Consider the following 21,573-nt stretch of genomic DNA (forward strand, 5'->3'; position numbering starts at 1 on the left):
GTTACAAGGCTCCGAGCATAGATCGCCACGCTCGGCCACGGTTACGGTTCCGTTGCCGAATCGGGCATGGCGTACGGTGCGGGACCGACTCGGCGGCTCGGAGTTAGTCTTGGGCCGTGGCTACCGAGACCGAAGCTCTGAACGTTTTCATCGACCAGGACCTGTGCACCGGTGACGGTCTGTGCGCGCAGTACGCGCCGGACGTTTTCGAGTTCGACATCGACGGTCTTGCCTACGTGAAGGGCCCCGACGGTGAGTTGCGGACCGATCCGGGCTCCCGCGTCGACGTCCCCGAGAAGTACCGGCTCGACGTCATCGACGCCGCCAAGGAGTGCCCGGGAGACTGCATTCACGTTCGGCGTGTCGCCGACGACGGTGTCGTCGCCGGCCCCGGAGCGGAGTGAGACGACTCCGAAACGGAGTGACCCGGAGGCGACGGAGAGTCGCCAATATGACAGCCCGGGCCGCGTCGGATCCACGACGAAAGGGCTTTCGCGTCCACTGAGGACGCGTTCCGGGCCGGTGCTCCACCGGCCCGGCGCCGTGATCGCGCCTACTCCGCGGCCGCGGCGGGACGGGCGCCCGGCGCTTCCCCGCGACGCTGCTGGTAGGCCTCCTGGCCCTTGCTGGGCTTGCGCTTGCGGATCGGGGCGACCGCACCGGGTGCGAGCCGGCGCGCGGTCACCAGGAACGCGGTGTGGGCGATCATGCGATGGTCGGGGCGGACGGCGAGCCCTTCGAGGTGCCAGTCGCGCACGAGCGTCTCGAACGCGCGGGGCTCGGTGAAGCAGCCCCGGGCGCGCAGTCCTTCGACGAGGTCCGACATCTGGGTCGTGGTGGCGACGTAGCCGATGAACACGCCGCCGGGGATCAGTGCCCGTTCGATCAGATCGAAGTGCTCCCAGGGGGCGAGCATGTCGAGGATGATCCGGTCGATGTCGGTGACGTCGGCCCCGGCGACGTCGCCGGTGGTGAGCGTCCAGTTCTTCGGCGGGCCGCCGAGGAAGGCCTCGACGTTGGCGCGGGCGATGTCGGCGAAATCGGGGCGCAGTTCGAAGGAGTGGAGGTGTCCTTCGTCTCCCACGGCCCGCAGGAGCGAGCAGCTGAGGGCGCCGGAGCCGGCGCCGGCCTCGAGTACCCGGGCGCCGGGGAAGATGTCGCCGATGCCGATGATCTGGGCGGCGTCCTTGGGGTAGATCACCTGGGCGCCGCGGGGCATGGAGAGCACGAAGTCCGACAGCAGCGGGCGCAGCGCGAGGTACTGGGTCATGCCCGCGGAGGTGACGACGCTGCCTTCGGGGAGGCCGATGAGGTCGTCGTGGGCGATGCCGCCGCGGTGGGTGTGGAAGGACTTCCCGCTCTCCAGGACCACCGTGTGCATGCGGCCCTTGCTGTCGGTGAGCTGGACGCGGTCTCCCTCGCGGAACGGTCCACGGCGCTGTTCCATCAGGTGTTGACTCCGTTGCGGGTATTCGTTGTTTTCGGACGGCTGCGTATCGTACGTGGATCGAGAACCTCGGCGATATCCGCCGCCGTCACGACGCCGAGGACGACGCCTTCTGCCATCACCAGGTACTCGGTGGAGGGATTGGCGCGCACGGCGGTGATGACCTCCTCCCCGTGCATCTCGGGGCTGAGGGCGGCGCGGGGGTTGAGGTCGCGGGACACGCTGTCGACCGAGATCCAGGGCCTGCGGTGTTCGGGGACGCTCCTGGCGGCGTGCGCGTGGAGCAGCGAGAGGGGCCGGTCGGCGCCGTCGACGACGAGGACTCCCTGCGCGGCGTGGTCCTCGGCGCGACGCAGCGCCTCCGACAGGGGTGTGCCGGTGGGGACCGAGGTCAGCGGGCGGATGAGCTTGCGCACGGCGAGCAGGTGGACGCGGCCGCCGAGCCGGCCGATGCGGATGGCCTGGGACGCTCCGGCCCACAGGACCATGCCGACCATGCCGGTGAACAGCAGGCTGACGATGTTGGTGCCGCGGGAGGCGAGGAACAGCGCCAGGCCCCCTGCGAGGGTGAGGACGGCGACGACGCGGCCGGTCCAGCCGGCGACGCGCGTGGCGAGGTGGCGGTCCTTCGCGGCGGCCCACACCGCGGCGCGCAGCGCGCGGCCGCCGTCGAGCGGCAGGCCGGGCAGGACGTTGAAGATCGCGACGATGATGTTGCTCACGGCGAACTGGAAGGCGAGCTCGTAGGCGATGCTCGGGCTGTCGAGGGCGATGAGCAGGCCGACGCCGACGGCGCCCAGTACGGCCGAGACGGCGGGGCCGGCGAGCGCGACGAGGGCCTCGATGCCGGGGCGGGGCGCCTCCTCTTCCATCTCGGTGTATCCGCCGAGCATTTCGAGTGTGATGCCTTTGACGCGGATGCCGAACTTGAGGCTGGTGAGGGCGTGGCCGAGTTCGTGGAGGAACACCGAGAGGCAGAGGCTGATGACGAAGGTGAAGGAGACCGCGTAGACGAGGGGTCCGGTGAGTTCGGGCAGTGCCTCGCGGACGATGTCGGAGTAGATGACCGTGACCAGGACGGCGAGGATGATCCAGGAGGGGCTGAGGTAGACCGGGATGCCGAACACCCGGCCGAGGCGAAGGCCTCGTCTGCGGAGCCCGCGGGGACCGTTGCTGGGTGCGCTGTCGTCCATCACGACGATGCTACGGGCCGTGGTGGGGTGGTGAGGCGTGCGGTGCTTTGTCGGTGGTGAAACCTACGATGGGGCTCATGCCTTCCCCGCTGCCGCTGCTGCCCGTGTCGCTGTCGCCTTCGCGGGCGGCGGACTTCAAGACCTGTCCGCTGCTCTATCGCTTCCGCAGCGTCGACCGGTTGCCGGAGGATCCGTCGCCGGAGATGGCGCGGGGGACGCTGGTGCACGCGGTGCTGGAGCGTTTGTACGACCTGTCGGCGGTGGACCGGACGGCCGCGGCGGCGGTGTCGATGGTGGGTCCGGAGTGGGAGCGGCTGCGGGGGGAGGACGAGCGGATCGCGGGTCTGTTCGTCGAGGGCGAGGCGGGGCTGGACGTGTGGCTGGATTCGGTGCGCGACCTGGTGGAGGGCTATTTCTCCGTTGAGGATCCGACGCGTCTCGAACCGGCTGAGCGGGAGTGTCTGGTGGAGACGACCCTGGATGACGGTCTGGTGCTGCGGGGTTACGTGGATCGTCTGGACGTGTCGCCGGCCGGGGACATCCGGATCGTCGACTACAAGACGGGCCGGGCGCCGGCGGAGAGTTTCGAGGCGAAGGCGCTGTTCCAGTTGCGGTTCTACGCGCTGGTGCTGTGGCGTACGCGCGGGGTGGTGCCCCGGATGCTGCGGTTGGTGTATTTGAAGGACCGTCTGGTGCTCGACCACTCCCCCGACGAGGCGGAGCTGGTGCGTTTCGAGGGCTCGGTGAAGGCGTTGTGGGCGGCCATCGGTGAGGCGGTGGCGAGCGGTGAGTTCGCGCCGAAGCCGAGTCGTCTGTGCGGGTGGTGCGCGTATCAGGACAAGTGCCCGGCCTTCGGTGGGACGCCGCCGCCGATGCCGGTGGCGGAGGTCGCGGCCATTCCCGCTCAGGGCGGACACCCGGAGCGAGGGGACGGCCACTCATCCTGACGGAGGACCCTAAGATCGGTCTGGGTCAGGACTCGGGTCGCCTGTTGAGCGGTTAGCGTCTGGTCTGTGACTGAACAGCGACGCCCGGATGGACGGTGGTGGGGCCGGGAGGGCCGTGTCCACCTGTGGTTCCGTGCGCGTCCGCTGGTCTTCGACGCGCTGGCGGCGTTGTTCTGGCTGGCGCTGTCGATGGTGAGCTTCGTCATCGCCTCGCAGACCCAGCCGGAGTACGGCGGTCTGGGGTGGCGTGCGCTGCCGTGGCTGGTGCCGGGAACGGTGGCGATGGCCATCAGGCGGCGTTGGTTCAAGGCCGCGGTGGGCATCCAGTTGGTGATCCTGCTGCTTCCTTTCGCCGTCGACGAGGCGTGGTGGGGCATTTCGGGGTGGAGCATGTTCGTGCTCACCTATACCGCCGCGGCCGACCATCGCTGGCGCTTGGCGCTGGCCTCCATCGGTCTGATGTGGGGCGTCGACTCGGTGGCGACCTACTTCTATCCCGGTCATCTGATCGGGGACTCCCGTACGACGTTGTACGTGTCCAGCTATCTCCTGGGGATCACGGCGTTGTTCATCGGGCGTCTGGTGCACAGCAGGCGGACGCTGGTGGAGGCGTTGCGCACTCGTGCGCGCATCGCCGAGGAGAACCAGCAGGCCCATGCCGCGCAGGCCGTGTCCGATGAGCGGCAGCGCATCGCGCGGGAGCTTCACGATGTCGTCGCCCATCACGTGTCGGTGATGGGTGTCATGGCCACTGGCGCGCGGCGGGTTCTCGCCAATGATCCGCGCCGGGCGGAGGAGGCGCTGGCGACGATCGAGGACACCGGCCGCACCGCTCTGCGGGAGATGCGGCGGCTTCTGGACGTGTTGCGCACCAGTGACCACGACGACGCGGAACTGACTCCTCAGCCCGGCCTCGCGGCCGTGCAGACGCTCGTCGACCAGGTCCGCGACGCCGGCCTGCCGGTGCGTCTGCTCGTCGAGGGCGGGCCCGAGGTGCCGCTCGACCCGGGCGTGGCGCTGTCGGTGTACCGGATCGTGCAGGAGGCGTTGACCAACACGCTCAAGCACGGTGGGCGGGCCCGCGCGGAGGTGCGCATCAAGTACACCGGTGAGCAGTTGCTGGTGGAGATCTTCGACGACGGGCGGGGGCCGAAGCTGACGCCGAGGGCGCCCGGCGAGCGCGTCGGGCATGGGCTGGTGGGGATGCGCGAGCGGATCACGCTGTACGGAGGGACGCTGCGGACCGGGCCCCGGCCGGGCGGGGGTTTCCGCGTGTACGCGAAAATCCCGATCGACACCCCAGCAGACGGGAGCAGCACGTGACAGACACCGCAGGTTCGGTGGCCGCCGAGCGGCCGATCCGGGTTCTACTCGCCGACGACCAGCCTTTGCTTCGCACGGGTTTTCGGATGGTGCTCGGCGCCGAGGCCGACATCGACATCGTGGGTGAGGCCGGGGACGGGTCGGAGGCGGTCGAGCTGTCGCGGCGGTTGCTGCCCGACGTGGTGCTGATGGACATCCGGATGCCTCGCATGGACGGGGTGGCGGCGACGAAGCTGATCGTGGACGCGCAGCTTCCGGTGCACATCCTCATCCTGACGACCTTCGACCTCGACGAGTACGTCGTGGGCGCGCTGCGGGCGGGTGCGGGGGGCTTCCTGTCGAAGGATGTGCCGGCCGACGAGCTGATCACCGCGATCCGGACCGTGGCGCGTGGTGAGGCGGTCGTGGCGCCGCGGATCCTGCGTCGCCTCCTTGAGCGTTTCGCCGATCGGCTGCCCGATCCGAGTGAGCGGCCGCCGGTGGCGCTGGACTCGCTGACCGAACGCGAGCGGGAGGTGCTCGTCAACGTCGCGCGTGGGCTGTCGAACTCCGAAATCGCGAAAGAGCTGACGGTCAGTGAGACCACTGTTAAAACTCATGTGGGGCACGTGCTGACCAAACTGGGTCTCCGTGACCGTGTTCAGGCCGTCGTTTTGGCCTACGAGTCGGGGTTGGTCAAACCTCGCCAGTAGGGCCCGCGGCCTGCGAGAACTCAACAGCGGGCCGAGGGCGTCTCCTCCCCGGGGATGATCCGGGGCTCGTCCCGGGGGCTGGTTCTCAGGGTGACCCTGGGTCGGGGGTAGGGGTTTCGTACGCCGCCGGGCGGAGCGAAAGACCGTTCCAGGGCACGACGGATCGGGCCGATCGAGGCCATAGCGTCGTTGACGACACACCACTACATCAAGAAGCGCCCGCCGAGGGCGCACAGTCAAACCTCTCGGGGAGGGATGGGAACGTGGCATCTACGACCGTGGCCGACGCGGGCATCGCGGCGCGCGCCTCAGGCGTTTGGAAGGTTTACGGAACCGGCGAGGCGCAGGTCATCGCGCTGCGGGACGTGAGCGTCGACCTGGCTCGCGGCCGCTTCACCGCCATCATGGGTCCGTCCGGTTCGGGCAAGTCGACCCTCATGCACTGCCTGGCCGGTCTCGACACCGTCAACCGCGGCGAGACCTTCATCGGGGACCTGCGCGTGACGGGCATGTCCGACCGCCAGCTCACCCAGATGCGCCGCGACAATGTCGGCTTCATCTTCCAGCAGTTCAACCTCCTGCCGACCTTGACGGCCGAGGAGAACATCACGCTCCCGCTGTCGATCGCCGGGAAGAAGCCCGACAAGGCCTGGTTCGATCAGGTCATCGACACCGTGGGCCTGCGCGACCGGCTGACGCACAAGCCGACCGAGCTGTCGGGCGGGCAGCAGCAGCGGGTGGCGTGCGCGCGTGCGCTGGTGTCGCGTCCCGAGGTGATCTTCGCCGACGAGCCCACCGGTAACCTCGACTCCAAGTCGGGTGCCGAGGTGCTGAACTTCCTGCGCGACTCCGTCGACCGTTTCGGTCAGACGATCGTCATGGTCACCCACGACGCCAACGCCGCCTCCTACGCCGACCGGGTGCTGTTCCTCGCCGACGGCCAGGTCGTCGACGAGCTGATCGACCCCACGGCCGAGCAGGTCCTCGACGAGCTCAAGCGGCTCGAGGAGATCGTGAACTCGCGGCAGACGCAGGCGGAGGGGCACTGAGCCATGCTGCGGGCCACCTTCAAGAGCCTCCTGTCGCGTAAGGCGCGGCTACTGCTGTCGGGGATCGCGATCATCCTGGGCGTGGCGTTCATCACCGGTTCGCTGGTGATGCGCGCTTCCTTCGGTTCCTCGATCGAGTCCATGTTCACGACCGCCTTCGAGAGCGTCGACGTCCAGGTCACCTCCGAGAACTCCAACCCGGTGACCGGCCAGCCCGACCCGATCCCGGAGTCGGTGGTCTCGCAGGTGCAGTCCGTCGAGGGTGTGTCCGGCGCGACCGGGCTCGTCAGCGACGCGGCCAACACGGTCGTGGTGATCGACAAGAACGGCAAGGCGATCCCCGCTTTCGGGGCGCCGACGATCGCGTCGAACTGGACGGGCGTCGAAGACCCCTTGGAGATCCGTGAGGGCGCCGGCCCGACGGCCGACGGGGAGATCGCGATCAGCGCCAGTCTCGCCGACTCCACCGGTTACGCCGTCGGCGACCAGTTCCCGGTGATCTCGACGGTCACCTCGGAGCAGACGGCGTACAAGGTCGTCGGCGTCGTCGGCTACACCGGCGGCCGCGACACCCTGGGCGGCGAGAAGACCATGTGGTTCACCACCACCGACGCCCAGAACCTGGTGATGGGCAAGACCGGCGCCTTCACCAACATCGACGTGAAGGCCGCCTCGGGCGTCTCCGACAACGATCTGCGCGACCGGATCGGCGCGGAACTGGGTTCGTCCTACAAGGTCCAGACGGGCGACGACCTCGCCAAGGAGATCTCCGGTCAGTTCGACGAGCTCCTGGGGGCGTTCAACAACATCCTCCTCGTCTTCGGCGGCGTCGCGGTTCTCGTCTCGATCTTCCTGATCATCAACACCTTCTCCATCATCGTCGCCCAGCGCACGCGTGAACTCGCGCTGTTCCGGGCGATGGGCGCCGGTCGCGGCCAGGTCATCAACTCGGTGCTCCTGGAGGCGGCGATCATCGGTGTCCTCGCGGGCATCGTCGGCCTCGCCCTCGGTGTACTGGTCGGCTGGGGCGGCACGGCCGCGCTGGGCGGCTTGTTCGGGGGAATGGACGCCACCCTGGCGATCCCACCGTCGGCCATCATCTCGGCGCTGGTCATCGGCGTGGTCGTGACCATGCTGGCGGCGGTGTTCCCGGCGATCCGCGCCTCGCGGATCCCGCCGATCGCGGCACTGCGCGACGCGGCCAACGCCGAGCGCTCGGTGCTGCCCTTCGGCATCGCCGGCGGCATCTTCCTGGTCCTCGGCGGCGGCATGCTCACCTTGGCGCTCACCGGCAACGCCGGCGACAACCGGCTCGCGATGATGGGCGGCGCGCTCTTCGCGCTGTTCATCGGAGCGGTGGTCTTCACGCCGGTCATCGCACGCCCGCTGGTGTCGGTCATCGGCCGTCTGATGTCCTGGTCGATGCCGGGCAAGCTCGGGCGCCGCAACTCCGGCCGCAACCCCAGGCGCACCGCGATCACCGCGGCCGCGCTGATGATCGGTGTCACCCTGGTGACCGCGATCGGCGTGCTGAGCGCCTCGGCGCAGGCGAGCATCGACAAGTACTTCGAGAACTCCGTCAAGGCCGACCTGATGATCGGCGCGGCGGCGCCCGCCGGTCCCCCGCCGACGTTCAAGCCCGAACTGCTGGGCGAGATGAAGTCGGTCCCGGGCGTCAACATCGTGGTCGGCGCGTGGGTCGACTTCGGCGCCAAGCGCGGCACCGAAGACGTCCTGGTGCAGGCCACCGATGACCTGGCCGGGATGAACTACATGTTCGCCGCCAAGCCAGTCGAGGGCAACACGACGACCCTCGGGCCGAACGACCTGGTCATCAACAAGATGGCGGCCGAGCAGTTCGGCCTGAAACTGGGCGACACCGTCCCCCTGAAGTTCTCCGCGGCCGAGTCGGCCAAGGACTTCACGGTCACCGGGATCACCGAGGTCAGCACCGACGGCAGCGCCACCTGGACGGTCGCGTCCAGCAACGCCGAGCAGTTCACCACCTCGAACCCGATGCAGGCCTACGTCGAACTCGACGAGGGCGCCGACACCCAGCAGGTCACCGACCAGATCAACACGCTCCTGGCCGACAACCCGCTGGTCACCGTCAACGACGTCTCGGCGCTGTCGGACCAGATCAAGGCGATCTTCGACATCATCTCGACGGTCTTCCAGGTCCTGCTGATCGTGGCCATGGGCATCGCGGTCATCGGCGTGGTCAACACGCTGACGCTGTCGGTGCTGGAACGGACCCGTGAGCTGGGGCTGCTCCGCGCGGTGGGCATGAAGAAGGGCCAGGTCACCGGCATGGTGGCGGTCGAGTCGGTGGTCATCTCCGTGTTCGGCGCGATCCTCGGTCTCGCCGTCGGCGCCGGCCTGGGCATCGCCGCCCAGCAGGCGCTGAAGGACCAGTTCATCGACGTCCTGGCGCTGCCGTGGACCACGATGGCGTTCTACCTGGTCGCGGCAGTCGTGATCGGTGTCCTCGCGGCGCTGATCCCGGCCTACCGGGCCAACAAGCTCAACGTGCTTCGGGCCATCTCCTACGAGTAGACCCGGGCGGGAGGAAACGGCACGCACCCACTCTGCGTAGCGGGTGCGTGCCGTTTGCGCTCAGCGGACGCGGAGCGTAATATCTAATCCACAAAGGACGGTGCTCGACAACCGTCCTTTGTCCATGTCCGGGGCTCGTCCGCGCGAAAGACGCGCAGAGGGCGGCTCAGCCGCCCAGGCCGCGCAGGAGTTCGACGTCGGCGTCCATGAGCGAGCCGATGACCACCACGCCGGCCGGCGCGTCGAGCGCGACCTCGCTCGGCACCGCCAGGACACGGCAGCCGGCCGCGTAGGCCGAGGCCATGCCCGTCGGGGAGTCCTCGATCGCCACGCAGTCGCGCGGGTCGACCCCGAGCAGTTCGGCGGCCCTGGCGTACGGCTCGGCATCGGGCTTGGAGTTGACGACCTCGTCGCCGCACACGCTGACGTCGAAGTTCTCCCGCCCGAGCGTGTTGTCGAGCAGGACGTCGGTCAGCTCGCGTGCGGTGGCGGTCACCAGGGCCGTGCGGAAACCGGCGGCGCGCACCGCGTGCAGAAGCTCCTGGGCTCCCGGCTGCCACGGCGCGCCGGCCTTCAAAAGCTCGGCCATGCGGGTCTCCAGCCACACGACGTTGGCGCGCACGCCGTCAAGGGGAAGGCCGAGGTCGGAGTGGAACATGGCCATCGACACCGACATGTTCGTCCCGACCATCGCCTCCCGCGTGGGCGTGGAAAGGGTCTTGCCGTGATGGGCGGCGAGCTGGTCGAGCGCGATCGACCAGACCTTCTCGCTGTCGGTGAGGGTGCCGTCCATGTCGAACAGGACTGCGGCGGGGAAGGTCACGCTGTGGCTCCTGGGAGATCGGGGTGGGCCTTGCGCGTTCAACCGTATGTGATCGCCGCCGGGGCGGGCCGGTGGACCTGCGTGGGCTTGGGCACAGGTTCGTGGCGTCCCATGCCCGGAGCTGACATTCTGTCCGGATGTCACGTGATGGATCGACCCCCGGCCTCACCGTCGAGCAGATCCCCGAGCTCGGGCGCGAGCGCTTCGACGAGATCACCGGCGGCGCGCAGGACCCCTTCGAGACCGACTTCCTGGGCCTCGTGTGGGCCGACAAGGACCTGCACTTCGTGGTGCGCTCCGAGGGGCGCCTGGCGGCGCACGCGGGACTGGTCGTGCTGCCCATGACCGTCGGCCGCGAGCGGTTCGACGTCGCCGGTCTCGGCACGGTCATCGTCTCCGAGAAGATGCGCGGCCACGGTCTGGCGCGCATGGCCGTCGCCGCGGCCGTCGACCACGCCCGCGACGTGCTCGGCGTGCCCTTCGGCCTGCTCTTCTGCCTCGACTCACGCGTCGGGCTCTACCGACGCCTCGGCTGGCGCCTCGTCGAGGGCGACGTCACCGTCGGCCAGCCCGGTGGCGAGGTCGTGATGGGGATCCGGACCATGTGGATCCCGCTGCGCGACGGCATCGAGTGGCCCGAGGGCCCGGTGCGGTTGCGCGCCCTGCCCATGTAGACGCCCGGCGGACGTGGAAACGCCCTCGAGGGCCCGTGGCCTTCGAGGGCGTTGTCGTCCTACTTGGCGTTGAAGTAGCTGGCGTCCGGGTGGTGCACGACCAGCGCGTCGGTGGCCTGCTCGGGGACGAGCTGGTACTCCTCGCTGATCTCCACGCCGATCCGCTCGGCCCCCAGCATCGCCACCGTCACCGCGCGGTCCTCCAGCTCCGGGCAGGCCGGGTAGCCGAAGGAGTAGCGGCAGCCGCGGTAGTCGGTGCGGAAAAGGCCGTCGACCTCCACCGGGTCGGAGTCGGCGAGCGTGCGGCCGCCGGGGAGGACCAGTTCGGACCTCATGCGCTTGTGCCAGTACTCGGCGAGCGCCTCGGTGAGCTGCACGGAGACGCCGTGGACCTCCAGGTAGTCGCGGTAGGCGTTCTCGGCGAAGAGTTTGGCGGTGTAGTCGCTGGCGGGTTGGCCGATGGTGACCAGTTGCATGCCGAGGACGTCGTACTCCCCTCCCCTGTCGCGGGCCTCTTCGCCGGTGCGGAAGAAGTCGGCGATGCAGAGGCGCTTGCCGTGGCGCTGGCGGGGGAAGGTGAAGCGTGCGCGTTCGGCGTTGGCGTTCTCGTCGAGGACGACGAGGGTGTTGCCCTCGCTGTAGCAGGGGAAGTAGCCGTAGGTGACGGCCGCTTCGAGGACTTTGTCGCTGGCGAGGCGGTCGAGCCAGTAGCGCAGGCGGGGGCGGCCCTCGGTCTCGACGAGTTCCTCGTAGCTGGGGCCCTCTTTGCCGCGGGCGGGTTTGAGGCCCCACTGGCCGAGGAAGGTGGCGCGTTCGTCGAGGAGCGCCGAGTAGTCGGCCAGGGGGATGCCCTTGACGACCCGGGTGCCGTAGAAGGGCGGGGTCGGGATGTCGACGCCGTAGGTGATGTCGGCGCGCACGGAGGTGTCGTCGAGGTCGGGGGCCTCGGCGACGGCGACGCTCTTGTGGCGGGCGCGGCGGGCTCGGCGCTGGTCGAGGACGGCTTGGCGTTCGGCGTCGACGACGGGTGCTCCGCCGCGGCGGGCCGTCATGACCCTGTCCATGAGGGATAGGCCCTCGAAGGCGTCGCGGGCGTAGTGGACCTCGCCCTCTTCGAAGAGGTCGCGGAGGTCGTCTTCGACGTAGGCGCGGGTGAGGGCGGCGCCGCCGAGGAGGACGGGCCAGCGGGTGGCCATGCCTCGCTGGAGGAGTTCGGCGAGGTTGTCCTTCATGATGACCGTCGACTTGACGAGGAGCCCGGACATGCCGATCGCGTCGGCCGAGTGCTGCTCGGCGGCGTCGATGATGGCGTTTATGGGCTGCTTGATGCCGAGGTTGACGACGGTGTAGCCGTTGTTCGACAGGATGATGTCGACGAGGTTCTTGCCGATGTCGTGGACGTCGCCCTTGACGGTGGCCAGGACGATCGTGCCCTTGCCTGCGCCGTCGGCCTTCTCCATGTGCGGTTCGAGGTGGGCGACGGCGGCTTTCATGACCTCGGCGGACTGGAGGACGAAGGGCAGCTGCATCTGGCCGGAGCCGAAGAGGTCGCCGACGGTCTTCATGCCCGACAGGAGGGTGTCGTTGATGATGGCGATGGCGTCGCGGGTCTGGAGGGCCTCGTCGAGGTCGTCTTCGAGGCCGATGCGCTCGCCGTCGATGATGCGGCGTTCGAGGCGCTCGTCGAGGGGCAGGCCGGCGAGTTCCTGCGCGCGGGTGGCGCGGGCGGCGGCGACCGAGGCGCCTTCGAACAGTTCGATGAAGCGCTGGACGGGGTCGTAGCCCTCGCGGCGGCGGTCGTAGACGAGGTCGAGGGCGACCTCGCGTTGTTCTTCGGGGATGCGCGCCATCGGGAGGATCTTCGAGGAGTGCACGATGGCGCTGGTCAGGCCGGCCTGGACGCATTCGTGCAGGAAGACCGAGTTGAGGACCTGGCGGGCGGCGGGGTTGAGGCCGAAGGAGATGTTGGAGATGCCGAGGGTGAAGTTGACGCCGGGGTAGCGGGCGGCGATCTCCTTGATGGCGTCGATGGTCTCGATGCCGTCGCGGCGGGTCTCCTCCTGTCCGGTGGCGATGGGGAAGGTGAGGGCGTCGATGAAGATGTCGGCGACGCCGAGGCCCCAGCGGCCGGTGAGGTCGTCGATGAGGCGGGTGGCGACGCGGACCTTCCAGTCCTTGTCGCGGGCCTGGCCCTCCTCGTCGATGAGGAGCGCGACGACGGAGGCGCCGTGCTCGGCGATGATCGGCATGACCCGGGCGTAGCGGGAGTCGGGGCCGTCGCCGTCTTCGAAGTTGACGGAGTTGACGACGCAGCGGCCGCCGAGGGACTCGAGGCCGGCTTCGATGACCGGGACCTCGGTGGAGTCGAGCATGATCGGCAGGGTGCTGGCGGTGGCGAAGCGGGAGGCGAGTTGTCGCATGTCGGCGCTGCCGTCGCGGCCGACGTAGTCGACGCACAGGTCGAGGAGGTGGGCGCCGGAGCGGGCCTGCTCGCGGGCGATGCCGACGCACTTCTGCCAGTCGGCGTCGAGCATCGCGTCGCGGAAGGCCTTGGAGCCGTTGGCGTTGGTGCGCTCGCCGACCATGAGGATGGAGGCGTCCTGTTTGAACGGGACGTGGTGGTAGGAGGAGGAGGTGCCCGGTTCGATGATGGGAGTGCGGGCGGGCGCGACGGTTCCGGCGAGGCGTTCGACGACGGCGCTGATGTGCGCGGGCGTCGAGCCGCAGCAGCCGCCGATGAGGCCGACCCCGTAGTTGCCGACGAAGTCCTCCAAGGCGTCGGCGAGCTGGAGCGGGGTGAGGGGGAAGTGCGCGCCTTGCGGGGTCAGTTCGGGCAGGCCGGCGTTGGGCATGACCGACAGCGGGATGCGGGCGTGCTGGGAGAGGTAGCGGAGGTGCTCGCTCATCTCGGCGGGGCCGGTGGCGCAGTTGAGGCCGATGAGGTCGATGCCCAGCGGCTGGAGCGCGGTGAGGGCGGCGCCGATCTCGCTGCCGACGAGCATGGTGCCGGTCGTCTCGACGGTGACGTGGCAGATGATCGGGACGCGGCGGCCGGCCTTGGCCATGGCGCGCTTGGCGCCGATGATCGCCGACTTGGCCTGGAGGAGGTCGTAGCAGGTCTCGACGAGGATGGCGTCGGCTCCGCCGGCGATGAGGCCTTCGGCGGTCTGCTGGTAGGTGTCGCGCAGGAGCGCGTACGGGATGTGTCCGAGGGTCGGCAGTTTGGAGCCGGGGCCGAGGGAGCCGAGGACGTAGCGCGGCTTGTCGGGCGTTGAGTACCCGTGGGCGACCTCTTTGGCCAGGCGGGCGCCGGCCTCGCCGAACTCGAAGGCGCGGTGGGCGAGGTCGTAGTCGGACAGGCCGCTGTGGTTGGAGTTGAAGGTGTTCGTCTCGACGCAGTCGGAGCCGGCGGCGAAGTACGCGTCGTGGACTCCGCGGACGACGTCGGGGCGGGAGAAGTTGAGGATGTCGGAGAGGCCCTCGTGGCCCTGGTAGTCCTCGTCGACGCTCAGCTCGACCGCGTGAAGCATCGTGCCCATGGCGCCGTCGGCGATCAGGACACGTTCTTTAATGGCGGTGAGCAGCGAAATGTTCGACACCCGACAAGGTTAGCCACCGAAACGGACGCGTACCCTGGCCGGGTGACAGAGTTCGACGGTCTTCCCACATTGCGGTCCCCTGTGCTCATCGCCGCCTTCGAGGGGTGGAACGACGCGACGGGTGCCTCCGTGGAGACGATCGAGCACCTCGCCGAGCAGTGGGGAGCGCAGCGGATCGGGCATCTCGACCCCGATCCGTACTACGACTTCCAGGTCAATCGCCCTACGCTGACCCGCGACGGCGACGGCAAGCGGCAGATCGAGTGGCCCACGAGCCACTTCACCTCCTGTTCGCCGGACGGCACCGAGCGTGACGTCGTCTTGCTGCATGGGATCGAACCGAACATGCGCTGGGGCTCGTTCTGCGAGGACATTCTTGAGCTATGTCACAGTCTCGAGGTGGATCAGGTGATCCTCTTGGGGGCTCTGCTGTCCGACGTGGCCTACACGCGGCCGCTGCCGGTGTCCGGAACAGCCGCCGACTCGGCGATGGCCGAGCGGCTGAAGCTGACGCCTTCGGCTTATGAGGGGCCGACGGGGATCGTGGGGGTCCTGCAGGAGGCGATCGCGCACGCGGGCCTGCCCGTGGTGTCGTTCTGGGTGCACATCCCGCACTATGCGGCGGCCTCGCCGTGCCCGAAGGCGACTCTGGCGCTGGCCAGCCGGCTTGAGGAGATCCTCGACATCCCGGTGCCCACCGGTGGTCTCGTCGAGGACACCGCCGACTGGGAGAACTCGATCGCCGAGCTGGCCGGGTCCGATGCCGAGATCGCCGAGTACATCGAGTCGCTGGAGCAGCAGGACGACCAGCCGTCGCCGCAGCCCAACGGTGACGAGATCGCCCGCGACTTCGAGCGCTACCTGCGCCGCCGCGGTGGTCAAAGCGGGAGCGAGCCCAGCGGCGAGTAGGGCCGGAAGAACGGCCCGCGCGGCCTTCAGTCGCACAACGAGTCCGTCTCATGACGCCCGGTCGACCCGACAATTCCTGACCACACCCGGTCTCGGTCGTTTCATGGTCACTCGCTAGGCTCGCCCGGGTCTACCCCCTCCCGGAGGCGATCTTGCACATCCTGCTGCTTGTTTCCGCGTTCAACGGTTTGAGTCAGAGAGCCTGGACCGCGCTGTGCGCGGAGGGCCACCAGGTCGACATCGCGCTCGCCGACATCGGAGCGGAGGCGATCGCCGAGACGGTCGCCGACCTCGGGCCCGACCTGATCATCTGCCCCTTCCTGAAGCACCGTGTGCCGGAGAAGGTGTGGAGCTCGTGGCCGACGGTGATCATTCACCCCGGGCCCGTCGGCGACCGCGGGCCGTCCTCGCTGGACTACGCGATCACCGACCACGAGCGGTTGTGGGGGGTCACCGCGCTCCAGGCGGTCGAGGAGATGGACGCCGGACCGATCTGGGCGACGCGGACCTTCGCGATGCCCGAGCGCCCGGGCTCGAAGTCGGCGCTGTACAACGGGCCCGTCGCCGACGCGGCCATGGAGTGCATCGCCGAGGTCGTGGAGAAGGCCCTCGACCCCGGGTTCCTGCCCACCCCGCAGGAAGAGGCCGAGCGGGCCGTCCCGCACGCGACGACCCGGCCGCTGCTGCGCCGCGACGAGCGCCTGTTCGACTGGTCGCAGCCCGCCGCCGAGATCGTCAACCGGATCGCCGCCTCCGACTCGACACCGGGCGTGCGCACCGAGCTGGGCGGCATGACCGTGCACGTCTACGACGCCCACCTCGGCGGTGCCGTCGACGCCGGCGCGCAGCCGGGCTCGATCGTCGGCAAGTACGAGGACGCCGTCGCCGTGGCCGCCGGCGACCGCCGCGCGGTGTGGATCGGCCGCGCCAAGCACCCCCGCAAAGAAGGCGGCAGCGGCGTGAAACTGTCGGCCGCGGCGATCCTCGGGCACGTCGGCGCGCCGCACGTCGAGGCCCCGCCGTCGCTGCGCGAGGTCGACTACGAGCGCATCGGGCCCGTCGGGGTCCTGACCGTCCGCAGCCACAACGGCGCCATGGGCACCGTCCAGTGCCGCCGGATCCTCGACGCCCTCGACTACGCCCTCGACCAGGACACCTCGGTCCTGGTGTTCAAAGGGACCCCGGAGTTCTTCTCCAACGGCATCGACCTCAACGCCATCGAGGCCGCCGAAGACCCCGCCCGCGAGGCCTGGGACAACATCAACGCCATCAACGACGTCTGCACGGCTTTGGTCACCGACACCGGGCAGCTCACGATCGCCGCGTACACCGCCAGCGCGGGAGCGGGCGGCGCGATGCTCGGCCTCGCCGCCGACGTCGCCCTGGCCCGCGACGGGATCGTGCTGAACCCGTACTACGACATCGGGCTGTTCGGGTCGGAGCTGCACACCTACACGCTCCCCCGCCGCGTCGGCGTCGAAGTCGCCGGTCAGCTCCTCGACGACAAGCAGCCCGTCGACGCCGCCGGAGCCCTGCACCTCGGCCTCGTCGACGGTGTCGGCCCGCGCGATCCCGCCGCCTTCGACGAGTGGCTCATCGAGCAGGCCGAGCTGTACGCCTCGCCGGAGAACTGGCGCCAGACCTACGAGGCCAAGCTGCGCTTCCTGACCAACTCCCGGCCCCCGGCCTACTACGCCGCGCGCGAGCTTGCCGAGATGGCGCAGGACATCTTCGACGACCGCTCCGGCTTCACCGCCGCCCGGCGGGCCTTCGTCGGCAAGCAGCCCCTCCAGGCCGCGCACGCCGCGCGCTGAACGACCGCGAGGGCCGGTCCCCACGGGCGGGAACCGGCCCTTTTCCATGTGCCTAAGCGCGCAGGGCCTCGATGACCCACTCGAACGCGGGAACCGCCGGTTTGAACGGCGGCCACTCGTTCAGCACGCCCAGCAGCTCCCAGTAGCGCTCGACCTTGCGGCTGGTGAAGGTCGCCAGCGAGTCGGCCAGCCGCTCCCGCGCTTCGGCGTCGTAGTCGCCGTCGAGCAGTTCGGCCAGGAGCGCCGCGCCTTCCGGCGAGTCGGGCGCGATGCCCGCCTCGACGGCCGCGCCGACCTTCTCGACGACCGTCGCCGGCTCGAAGGGCACCGGCTCGGCCGGGCCGCCCATCGCGCCGGTGACGGCCATCTGCCGCGTGCGCATGCGGAAGTCCTCGTCGGTGATCAGCTCGGCCAGCTCGACCCACGCGTCGACCTGGGCCGGGGTCGGCTCGTCGGGCAGGGTGGTCGGAAGCGAGCGCATGGACGCGGCGATCCCCGCGCCCGGTGCGCCGTCCTCGATGCCGGCGAAGGTCTCGCTGACGAAGTCGTCGATCAGCCGCTGCCGTTCGGCGGCCGACAGTCGGGCGAGTTGGTGCATGAGTCTCATCTCCTCGGTCGTGGTGTCACGGTGAGCGACCGTCGACAGGACCGCGCGCCGCGTCCGCAGGACGCGGATCTCGGCGTCGAGTGCCCGCACGTGCGACGCGGCCACCTCGGACAGCGTCGAGCGGCCGGCCAGGACCTCGCGCACCATGGGCAGGTCGAGGCCGAGTTCGCGCAGCGTGCGGACCAGTTCGAGCCGCGCCACGGCGGCGCTGTCGTAGAGGCGGTATCCGCCGGCCGACCGGGTGGTCGGCGGCAGGACGCCCTCGTCGGACCAGAACCGCACGGTCCGCACCGGGACGCCCGACGTGCGGGCGAGTTCGCCGATGGTGAACAGGCGGTTCGGGTCGTCGCTCATGGGAGGAGCCTCCGGCTTCCAGTGGGTGGAGGGTCAAAGCGATTATCCGGTGATGGTGACGCGGAGCACGCTCGCTGGGCGATCATTCCCGTGATGGGCGGGAGTCTTACTCGGCGGACGCCCTTCGAGGACTGGAGATTCGACATGGCAGGTACGACACCGTGGCCGCTGGTGCACGCCGAGCGGGCGGCTCTCGCGGCCGATCTGGCCGGTTTGAGCGGCGAGGGGTGGGCGACGCCGTCGCTGTGCGCGGGTTTGAGCGTGCGGGAGGTGCTGGCGCACCTGACGGCAGGGGCGAGCCTGAGCCCGCTGAGATGGTTCGCCGGGGTCGTCCGGTGCCGCTTCGACTTCGATCGGCAGGTGGCGATGCGTCTCGCCGAGCAGCTCGGCGCCTCGCCGGGCGAGACGCTGGAGCGGTTCCGGAATGTCGTGGGCAGCCGCACGAAGCCGCCGCTGCCGGTGATGGCCATGCTCGGTGAGGTGGTCGTGCACGGGGAGGACATCCGGCGTCCGCTGGGGATCGGGCGGGAGCATCCGTCCGAGACCGTCACGGCGGTCGCGGAGTACTACGCGGGCACCGACCAGGTGGTCTTGGCGAAAGGCCGCATCGGGGGGCTGAGGCTGGAGGCCGTCGATGGACCGTTCAGAGCCGGGGACGAGGGCGGCGCGGTGGTGTCCGGGCGGACGATCGCGCTGGTGATGGCGATGACCGGGCGGATGGCGTACTGCGAGGAGCTGGGCGGCGACGGCGTTGGGGTGTTGCGGGACAGGTGACGCGGCTTCGGGCACCGGTTCGGGTCGTTGATCTCCACGACGCCGAACCGGTTCGCGAAACGGCGCGTCAGTCGCGCAGCGGAACGCCCAGCAGACCGTCCACAGCCGTGGCGACCAGGTCGGGCGCCCCGGTGTCGTCGCCTTCGGAGGCGGCCCAGCGGTCGATGGCGGCCAGCGCGCCGGGGGTGTCGAGATCGTCGGCGAGACGCTCGCGCAGCTCGCGGACGAGGGCGGCGCCGTCGGGTGCGCTCTCGCGGTGGACTCCCGCGCGCCAGGCGTGCACGCGGCGCTCGGCCTCGGTCAGCACGGCGCCGGTCCACTCCCGGTCGGTGCGGTAGTGGCCCGACAGGAGCCCGAGGCGCACCGCGGAGGGATCGACGCCGTCGGCGCGCAGGCGGGAGACGAAGACCAGGTTGCCCTTGCTCTTCGACATCTTCTCGCCGTTCCAGCCGATCATCGCGCCGTGGACGTAGTGCGAGGCGAAGGGCCGCACGCCGGTGGCGACCTCGGCGTGGGCGGCGGAGAACTCGTGGTGCGGGAAGATCAGGTCGGTGCCGCCGCCCTGGACGTCGATCTGCTCGCCGAGGTAGTTGAGGGCGATCGCGGTGCACTCGATGTGCCAGCCGGGCCGGCCCTCGCCCAGCGGCGAGGCCCACGACGGCTCGCCGTCGCGTTTCCCGCGCCACAGGAGCGCGTCGAGCGGGTCGTGCTTTCCTTCGCGCTTGGGGTCTCCGCCGCGCTCGGCGAAGTAGGCGAGCATGGTCTCGCGGTCGTAGTTCGACTCGTAGCCGAAGTCGGGCGAGGCGGTGACCGGGAAGTAGTGGTCGCCGGTGCCGTCGCCGATGTTGTACCCGGCGCCCGACTCGACGAGCCCGGCGATCAGCTTGGTGATCTCGGGCATCGACTCGACCGCGCCGACGTAGTGGTCGGGCGGGAGGATGCGCAGTGCCTCCATGTCCTCGCGGAACAGCGCGGTCTCGCGCATGGCGAGCACGACCCAGTCCTCGCCGTCGCGTTCGGCGCGCTCAAGGAGCGGTTCGTCGACGTCGGTGACGTTCTGGGCGTAGCGGACGGTGCGCCCGTTGTCGCGCCAGAGCCGGTTGATGAGGTCGAAGACCAGCATCGTCGCGGCGTGCCCGAGGTGGGTGGCGTCGTACGGGGTGATGCCGCAGACGTACATGCGCGCGGTCTCGCCCGGGTCGCTGGGCCGGATCGCGGCCGAAGCGGTGTCGTACAGCGCCGGCGGGACCGGTTCGCCGGGCACCTGCGGGAGTTGCGGAGCCTGCCAGGATTCCATCCCCAGAGACTAACCGCGATCGACGTGAAGGATCTTGCCGTGTGAGCCGATCGTGACGTCCGGAACGGGTCCGCCGATGCAGGGCTCGTCTGGTGGGTGCGAGGCGGAGTTCGCCGGGTTTCCGGTCGGCCCTGGGACACGGCCTAGATCGGCGGCCAGGGCAGGGCGGCCCGGTCGGCGGGCAGCTCGGGGAAACGTCCGTCGGCGAGGAGCTTGGCCGCGCGCGCGAATGTGGCGGCCGTCTCCTCGTCGGTGAGGTACCGGGCGAAGCCCTCGGGGTCGGCTGTGGTGAAGCGCTCGACGGCCTCGGTCACCTCGGGGGTCAGGGGCTCGCCCGCCCAGCCCCACAGCACGGTGCGCAGTTTCGGCTCGGTGTGGAAGGACAGGCCGTGGTCGACGCCGAACACGCCGCCGCCGCCGTCGTGGAGGACGTGGGCGCCTTTGCGGTCGGCGTTGTTGAGGACCACGTCGAGCGCGGCGAGCATCGCGACGGCGGGATCGCCGGAGTGGGCGAGGTGGTAGGCCTCCCCGTCGGGACCGCGGGCGGCGGCGACGGCGTGCCAGCCCTCGGGTACCTCGGCGGCGGGCACGAAACCGACGAGGGGCTCCCCGTCCTCCTCGATCCACAACTGACAGGCCCCCTGGCCCATCGGGCCGTCACGGAGGATCGTGGGCGGCACGAGAGGCACCCCGAACGCGCGGGCGACCTCGAAGGCGGCGACCTCGCGGCCGGCGAGGGTCCCGGTGGGGAAGTCCCACAGCGGCTTCTCGCCCTTGACCGGCTTGTAGACGCAGCGGGCGGTGCGCCCGTCGTGCTCGATCACCGCGCGGAGGGTCGCGTTGGACGCCTCCACGAGCAGTCCCTCGATCTCCAGCACCCCGTGGGTGAGCAGTTCGAGGTCGGCGGTGTCCTCAGACGATGTCTTCATCCTCGTCCTGCCGACGCCGGTATCCGTTGCTGCGCGGGCACAGGTGCCCTTCCACGTCGATCGGTCCGCCGCACCAGGGGCACGGCGGACGGCCGGCGGCGACGACGCTTCGCGCGCGCGTGGCGAAGGCCTTGGCCACGGCCGGGGCGATCTGGACGCGGAGGCGGTCGAGGTCCTCGCTGTCGGGCTCGGTCTCCTCGTCGTCGGAGAGCTCGATCATCTCCACGACCACCAACTCGGTGTCGGAGTCCCAGCCCAGGCCGATGGCGCCGACCCGGAACTCCTCCTCGATGGGCGTCTCGAGTGGACCGTGGTCGACCGGCGCGCTGCCGGACACGTCGGCGCCGAAACGGCGGGAGGCCTCGGAGAGCAGCTCGTCGATGCGTTCGGCGAGCAGGCGCACCTGCCCCTTCTCCAGCACGACGCTCGTGACTCTGCCGTTGCCGCGTGCCTGGAGGAAGAAGGTGCGTTCCCCCGGCTCCCCCACCGTTCCGACGACGAAACGTTCGGGGGGCACGAATTCGAACAGCTGGCCCGTCATGGCTTAGAGACTATCCAGCGCCGGGGCGGACGTCTCGAAGGGCGG

Annotated in this window: 18 protein-coding genes; 10 read left to right on the plus strand and 8 right to left on the minus strand. The window is 69.8% G+C overall.

Features of this window, described 5'->3' with window-relative positions; all coding sequences use genetic code 11:
- The first annotated feature begins 116 nt into the window (after positions 1 to 116).
- Positions 117 to 404, plus strand: a complete 288-nt coding sequence (locus AB0I28_RS18465; protein WP_357494701.1) for a ferredoxin — start codon at positions 117 to 119, stop codon at positions 402 to 404.
- A gap of 149 nt (positions 405 to 553) precedes the next feature.
- Here AB0I28_RS18465 and AB0I28_RS18470 read toward each other — a convergent pair whose 3' ends face one another.
- Both AB0I28_RS18470 and AB0I28_RS18475 read right to left on the minus strand, forming a co-directional pair.
- Entirely contained in the window at positions 554 to 1,447 is an 894-nt protein-coding gene (locus AB0I28_RS18470; RefSeq protein ID WP_357494702.1) for a tRNA (adenine-N1)-methyltransferase, read from the minus strand.
- The gene (locus AB0I28_RS18475; RefSeq protein ID WP_357495134.1) at positions 1,447 to 2,574 is read right to left on the minus strand and encodes a site-2 protease family protein; all 1,128 of its coding nucleotides are present in this window, start codon (positions 2,572 to 2,574) and stop codon (positions 1,447 to 1,449) included. Before AB0I28_RS18475 ends, AB0I28_RS18470 begins: the two co-directional genes overlap by 1 nt.
- A gap of 143 nt (positions 2,575 to 2,717) precedes the next feature.
- On the opposite strand from AB0I28_RS18475, the gene AB0I28_RS18480 reads away from it, so the two are divergent.
- From AB0I28_RS18480 to AB0I28_RS18500, 5 genes are all read left to right on the plus strand, one after another.
- Positions 2,718 to 3,587: a PD-(D/E)XK nuclease family protein gene (locus tag AB0I28_RS18480; protein ID WP_357494704.1), complete on the plus strand. Its 870-nt coding sequence runs from the start codon at positions 2,718 to 2,720 to the stop codon at positions 3,585 to 3,587.
- Between the two features lie 66 nt (positions 3,588 to 3,653).
- Positions 3,654 to 4,910 carry a sensor histidine kinase gene (locus AB0I28_RS18485; RefSeq protein ID WP_357494706.1) on the plus strand — a complete coding sequence of 419 codons (1,257 nt, stop codon included), beginning with the start codon at positions 3,654 to 3,656 and terminating at the stop codon, positions 4,908 to 4,910.
- Positions 4,907 to 5,602: a response regulator transcription factor gene (locus AB0I28_RS18490; RefSeq protein WP_357494708.1), complete on the plus strand. Its 696-nt coding sequence runs from the start codon at positions 4,907 to 4,909 to the stop codon at positions 5,600 to 5,602. Before AB0I28_RS18485 ends, AB0I28_RS18490 begins: the two co-directional genes overlap by 4 nt.
- Positions 5,603 to 5,865: 263 nt before the next feature.
- Complete coding sequence (locus AB0I28_RS18495) at positions 5,866 to 6,651, plus strand: ABC transporter ATP-binding protein (protein WP_357494710.1); 786 nt, start codon at positions 5,866 to 5,868, stop codon at positions 6,649 to 6,651.
- Between the two features lie 3 nt (positions 6,652 to 6,654).
- Positions 6,655 to 9,207: an FtsX-like permease family protein gene (locus tag AB0I28_RS18500; RefSeq protein WP_357494711.1), complete on the plus strand. Its 2,553-nt coding sequence runs from the start codon at positions 6,655 to 6,657 to the stop codon at positions 9,205 to 9,207.
- A gap of 166 nt (positions 9,208 to 9,373) precedes the next feature.
- On the opposite strand, the gene AB0I28_RS18505 is transcribed toward AB0I28_RS18500, so the two are convergent.
- Positions 9,374 to 10,030 (minus strand): HAD family phosphatase, encoded by a 657-nt coding sequence (locus tag AB0I28_RS18505; RefSeq protein WP_357494713.1) that lies wholly within the window; start codon positions 10,028 to 10,030, stop codon positions 9,374 to 9,376.
- A gap of 137 nt (positions 10,031 to 10,167) precedes the next feature.
- Here AB0I28_RS18505 and AB0I28_RS18510 point away from each other — a divergent pair, with 137 nt between their 5' ends.
- On the plus strand, positions 10,168 to 10,704 hold the full coding sequence (locus AB0I28_RS18510) for a GNAT family N-acetyltransferase (protein ID WP_357494715.1): 537 nt from the start codon (positions 10,168 to 10,170) through the stop codon (positions 10,702 to 10,704).
- Positions 10,705 to 10,763: 59 nt separating this feature from the next.
- Here the strand turns inward: AB0I28_RS18510 and metH are convergent, their stop codons facing one another.
- Positions 10,764 to 14,288, minus strand: a complete 3,525-nt coding sequence (metH, locus tag AB0I28_RS18515) for a methionine synthase (RefSeq protein WP_357495136.1) — start codon at positions 14,286 to 14,288, stop codon at positions 10,764 to 10,766.
- A gap of 57 nt (positions 14,289 to 14,345) precedes the next feature.
- Here metH and AB0I28_RS18520 point away from each other — a divergent pair, with 57 nt between their 5' ends.
- Together AB0I28_RS18520 and AB0I28_RS18525 are read left to right on the plus strand one after the other, a co-directional pair.
- Positions 14,346 to 15,212, plus strand: a complete 867-nt coding sequence (locus AB0I28_RS18520) for a PAC2 family protein (RefSeq protein WP_357494717.1) — start codon at positions 14,346 to 14,348, stop codon at positions 15,210 to 15,212.
- A gap of 152 nt (positions 15,213 to 15,364) precedes the next feature.
- Positions 15,365 to 17,026: an enoyl-CoA hydratase-related protein gene (locus tag AB0I28_RS18525; protein WP_357494719.1), complete on the plus strand. Its 1,662-nt coding sequence runs from the start codon at positions 15,365 to 15,367 to the stop codon at positions 17,024 to 17,026.
- A gap of 52 nt (positions 17,027 to 17,078) precedes the next feature.
- Here the strand turns inward: AB0I28_RS18525 and AB0I28_RS18530 are convergent, their stop codons facing one another.
- Positions 17,079 to 17,987, minus strand: a complete 909-nt coding sequence (locus AB0I28_RS18530; protein WP_357494721.1) for a MerR family transcriptional regulator — start codon at positions 17,985 to 17,987, stop codon at positions 17,079 to 17,081.
- Between the two features lie 144 nt (positions 17,988 to 18,131).
- Between AB0I28_RS18530 and AB0I28_RS18535 the strand changes: the two genes are divergently transcribed.
- Positions 18,132 to 18,761: a maleylpyruvate isomerase family mycothiol-dependent enzyme gene (locus tag AB0I28_RS18535; protein WP_357494724.1), complete on the plus strand. Its 630-nt coding sequence runs from the start codon at positions 18,132 to 18,134 to the stop codon at positions 18,759 to 18,761.
- A 67-nt stretch (positions 18,762 to 18,828) separates the two neighbouring features.
- On the opposite strand, the gene mshC is transcribed toward AB0I28_RS18535, so the two are convergent.
- The 3 genes from mshC to AB0I28_RS18550 all read right to left on the minus strand — a co-directional run bounded on the left by mshC (position 18,829) and on the right by AB0I28_RS18550 (position 21,528).
- Positions 18,829 to 20,058, minus strand: a complete 1,230-nt coding sequence (mshC, locus tag AB0I28_RS18540; protein ID WP_357494725.1) for a cysteine--1-D-myo-inosityl 2-amino-2-deoxy-alpha-D-glucopyranoside ligase — start codon at positions 20,056 to 20,058, stop codon at positions 18,829 to 18,831.
- A 143-nt stretch (positions 20,059 to 20,201) separates the two neighbouring features.
- Positions 20,202 to 20,987: an SCO1664 family protein gene (locus AB0I28_RS18545; protein WP_357494727.1), complete on the minus strand. Its 786-nt coding sequence runs from the start codon at positions 20,985 to 20,987 to the stop codon at positions 20,202 to 20,204.
- Positions 20,971 to 21,528, minus strand: coding sequence for a DUF3090 domain-containing protein (locus tag AB0I28_RS18550; RefSeq protein ID WP_357494729.1), 558 nt, complete (start codon positions 21,526 to 21,528; stop codon positions 20,971 to 20,973). Before AB0I28_RS18550 ends, AB0I28_RS18545 begins: the two co-directional genes overlap by 17 nt.
- Positions 21,529 to 21,573 lie beyond the last annotated feature (45 nt).

It is taken from the genome of Phytomonospora sp. NPDC050363 (assembly GCF_040655735.1).
Lineage (GTDB): Bacteria > Actinomycetota > Actinomycetes > Mycobacteriales > Micromonosporaceae > Phytomonospora.

Excerpts from the sequence above, each read along its gene's own strand:
- AB0I28_RS18470 (WP_357494702.1), bottom strand. The coding sequence starts at position 1,447 with ATGGAACAGCGCCGTGGACCGTTCCGCGAGGGAGACCGCGTCCAGCTC.
- AB0I28_RS18480 (WP_357494704.1), top strand. The coding sequence starts at position 2,718 with ATGCCTTCCCCGCTGCCGCTGCTGCCCGTGTCGCTGTCGCCTTCGCGG.
- AB0I28_RS18500 (WP_357494711.1), top strand. The coding sequence starts at position 6,655 with ATGCTGCGGGCCACCTTCAAGAGCCTCCTGTCGCGTAAGGCGCGGCTA.
- AB0I28_RS18510 (WP_357494715.1), top strand. The coding sequence starts at position 10,168 with ATGTCACGTGATGGATCGACCCCCGGCCTCACCGTCGAGCAGATCCCC.
- AB0I28_RS18530 (WP_357494721.1), bottom strand. The coding sequence starts at position 17,987 with ATGAGCGACGACCCGAACCGCCTGTTCACCATCGGCGAACTCGCCCGC.
- AB0I28_RS18535 (WP_357494724.1), top strand. The coding sequence starts at position 18,132 with ATGGCAGGTACGACACCGTGGCCGCTGGTGCACGCCGAGCGGGCGGCT.
- mshC (WP_357494725.1), bottom strand. The coding sequence starts at position 20,058 with ATGGAATCCTGGCAGGCTCCGCAACTCCCGCAGGTGCCCGGCGAACCG.
- AB0I28_RS18545 (WP_357494727.1), bottom strand. The coding sequence starts at position 20,987 with ATGAAGACATCGTCTGAGGACACCGCCGACCTCGAACTGCTCACCCAC.
- AB0I28_RS18550 (WP_357494729.1), bottom strand. The coding sequence starts at position 21,528 with ATGACGGGCCAGCTGTTCGAATTCGTGCCCCCCGAACGTTTCGTCGTC.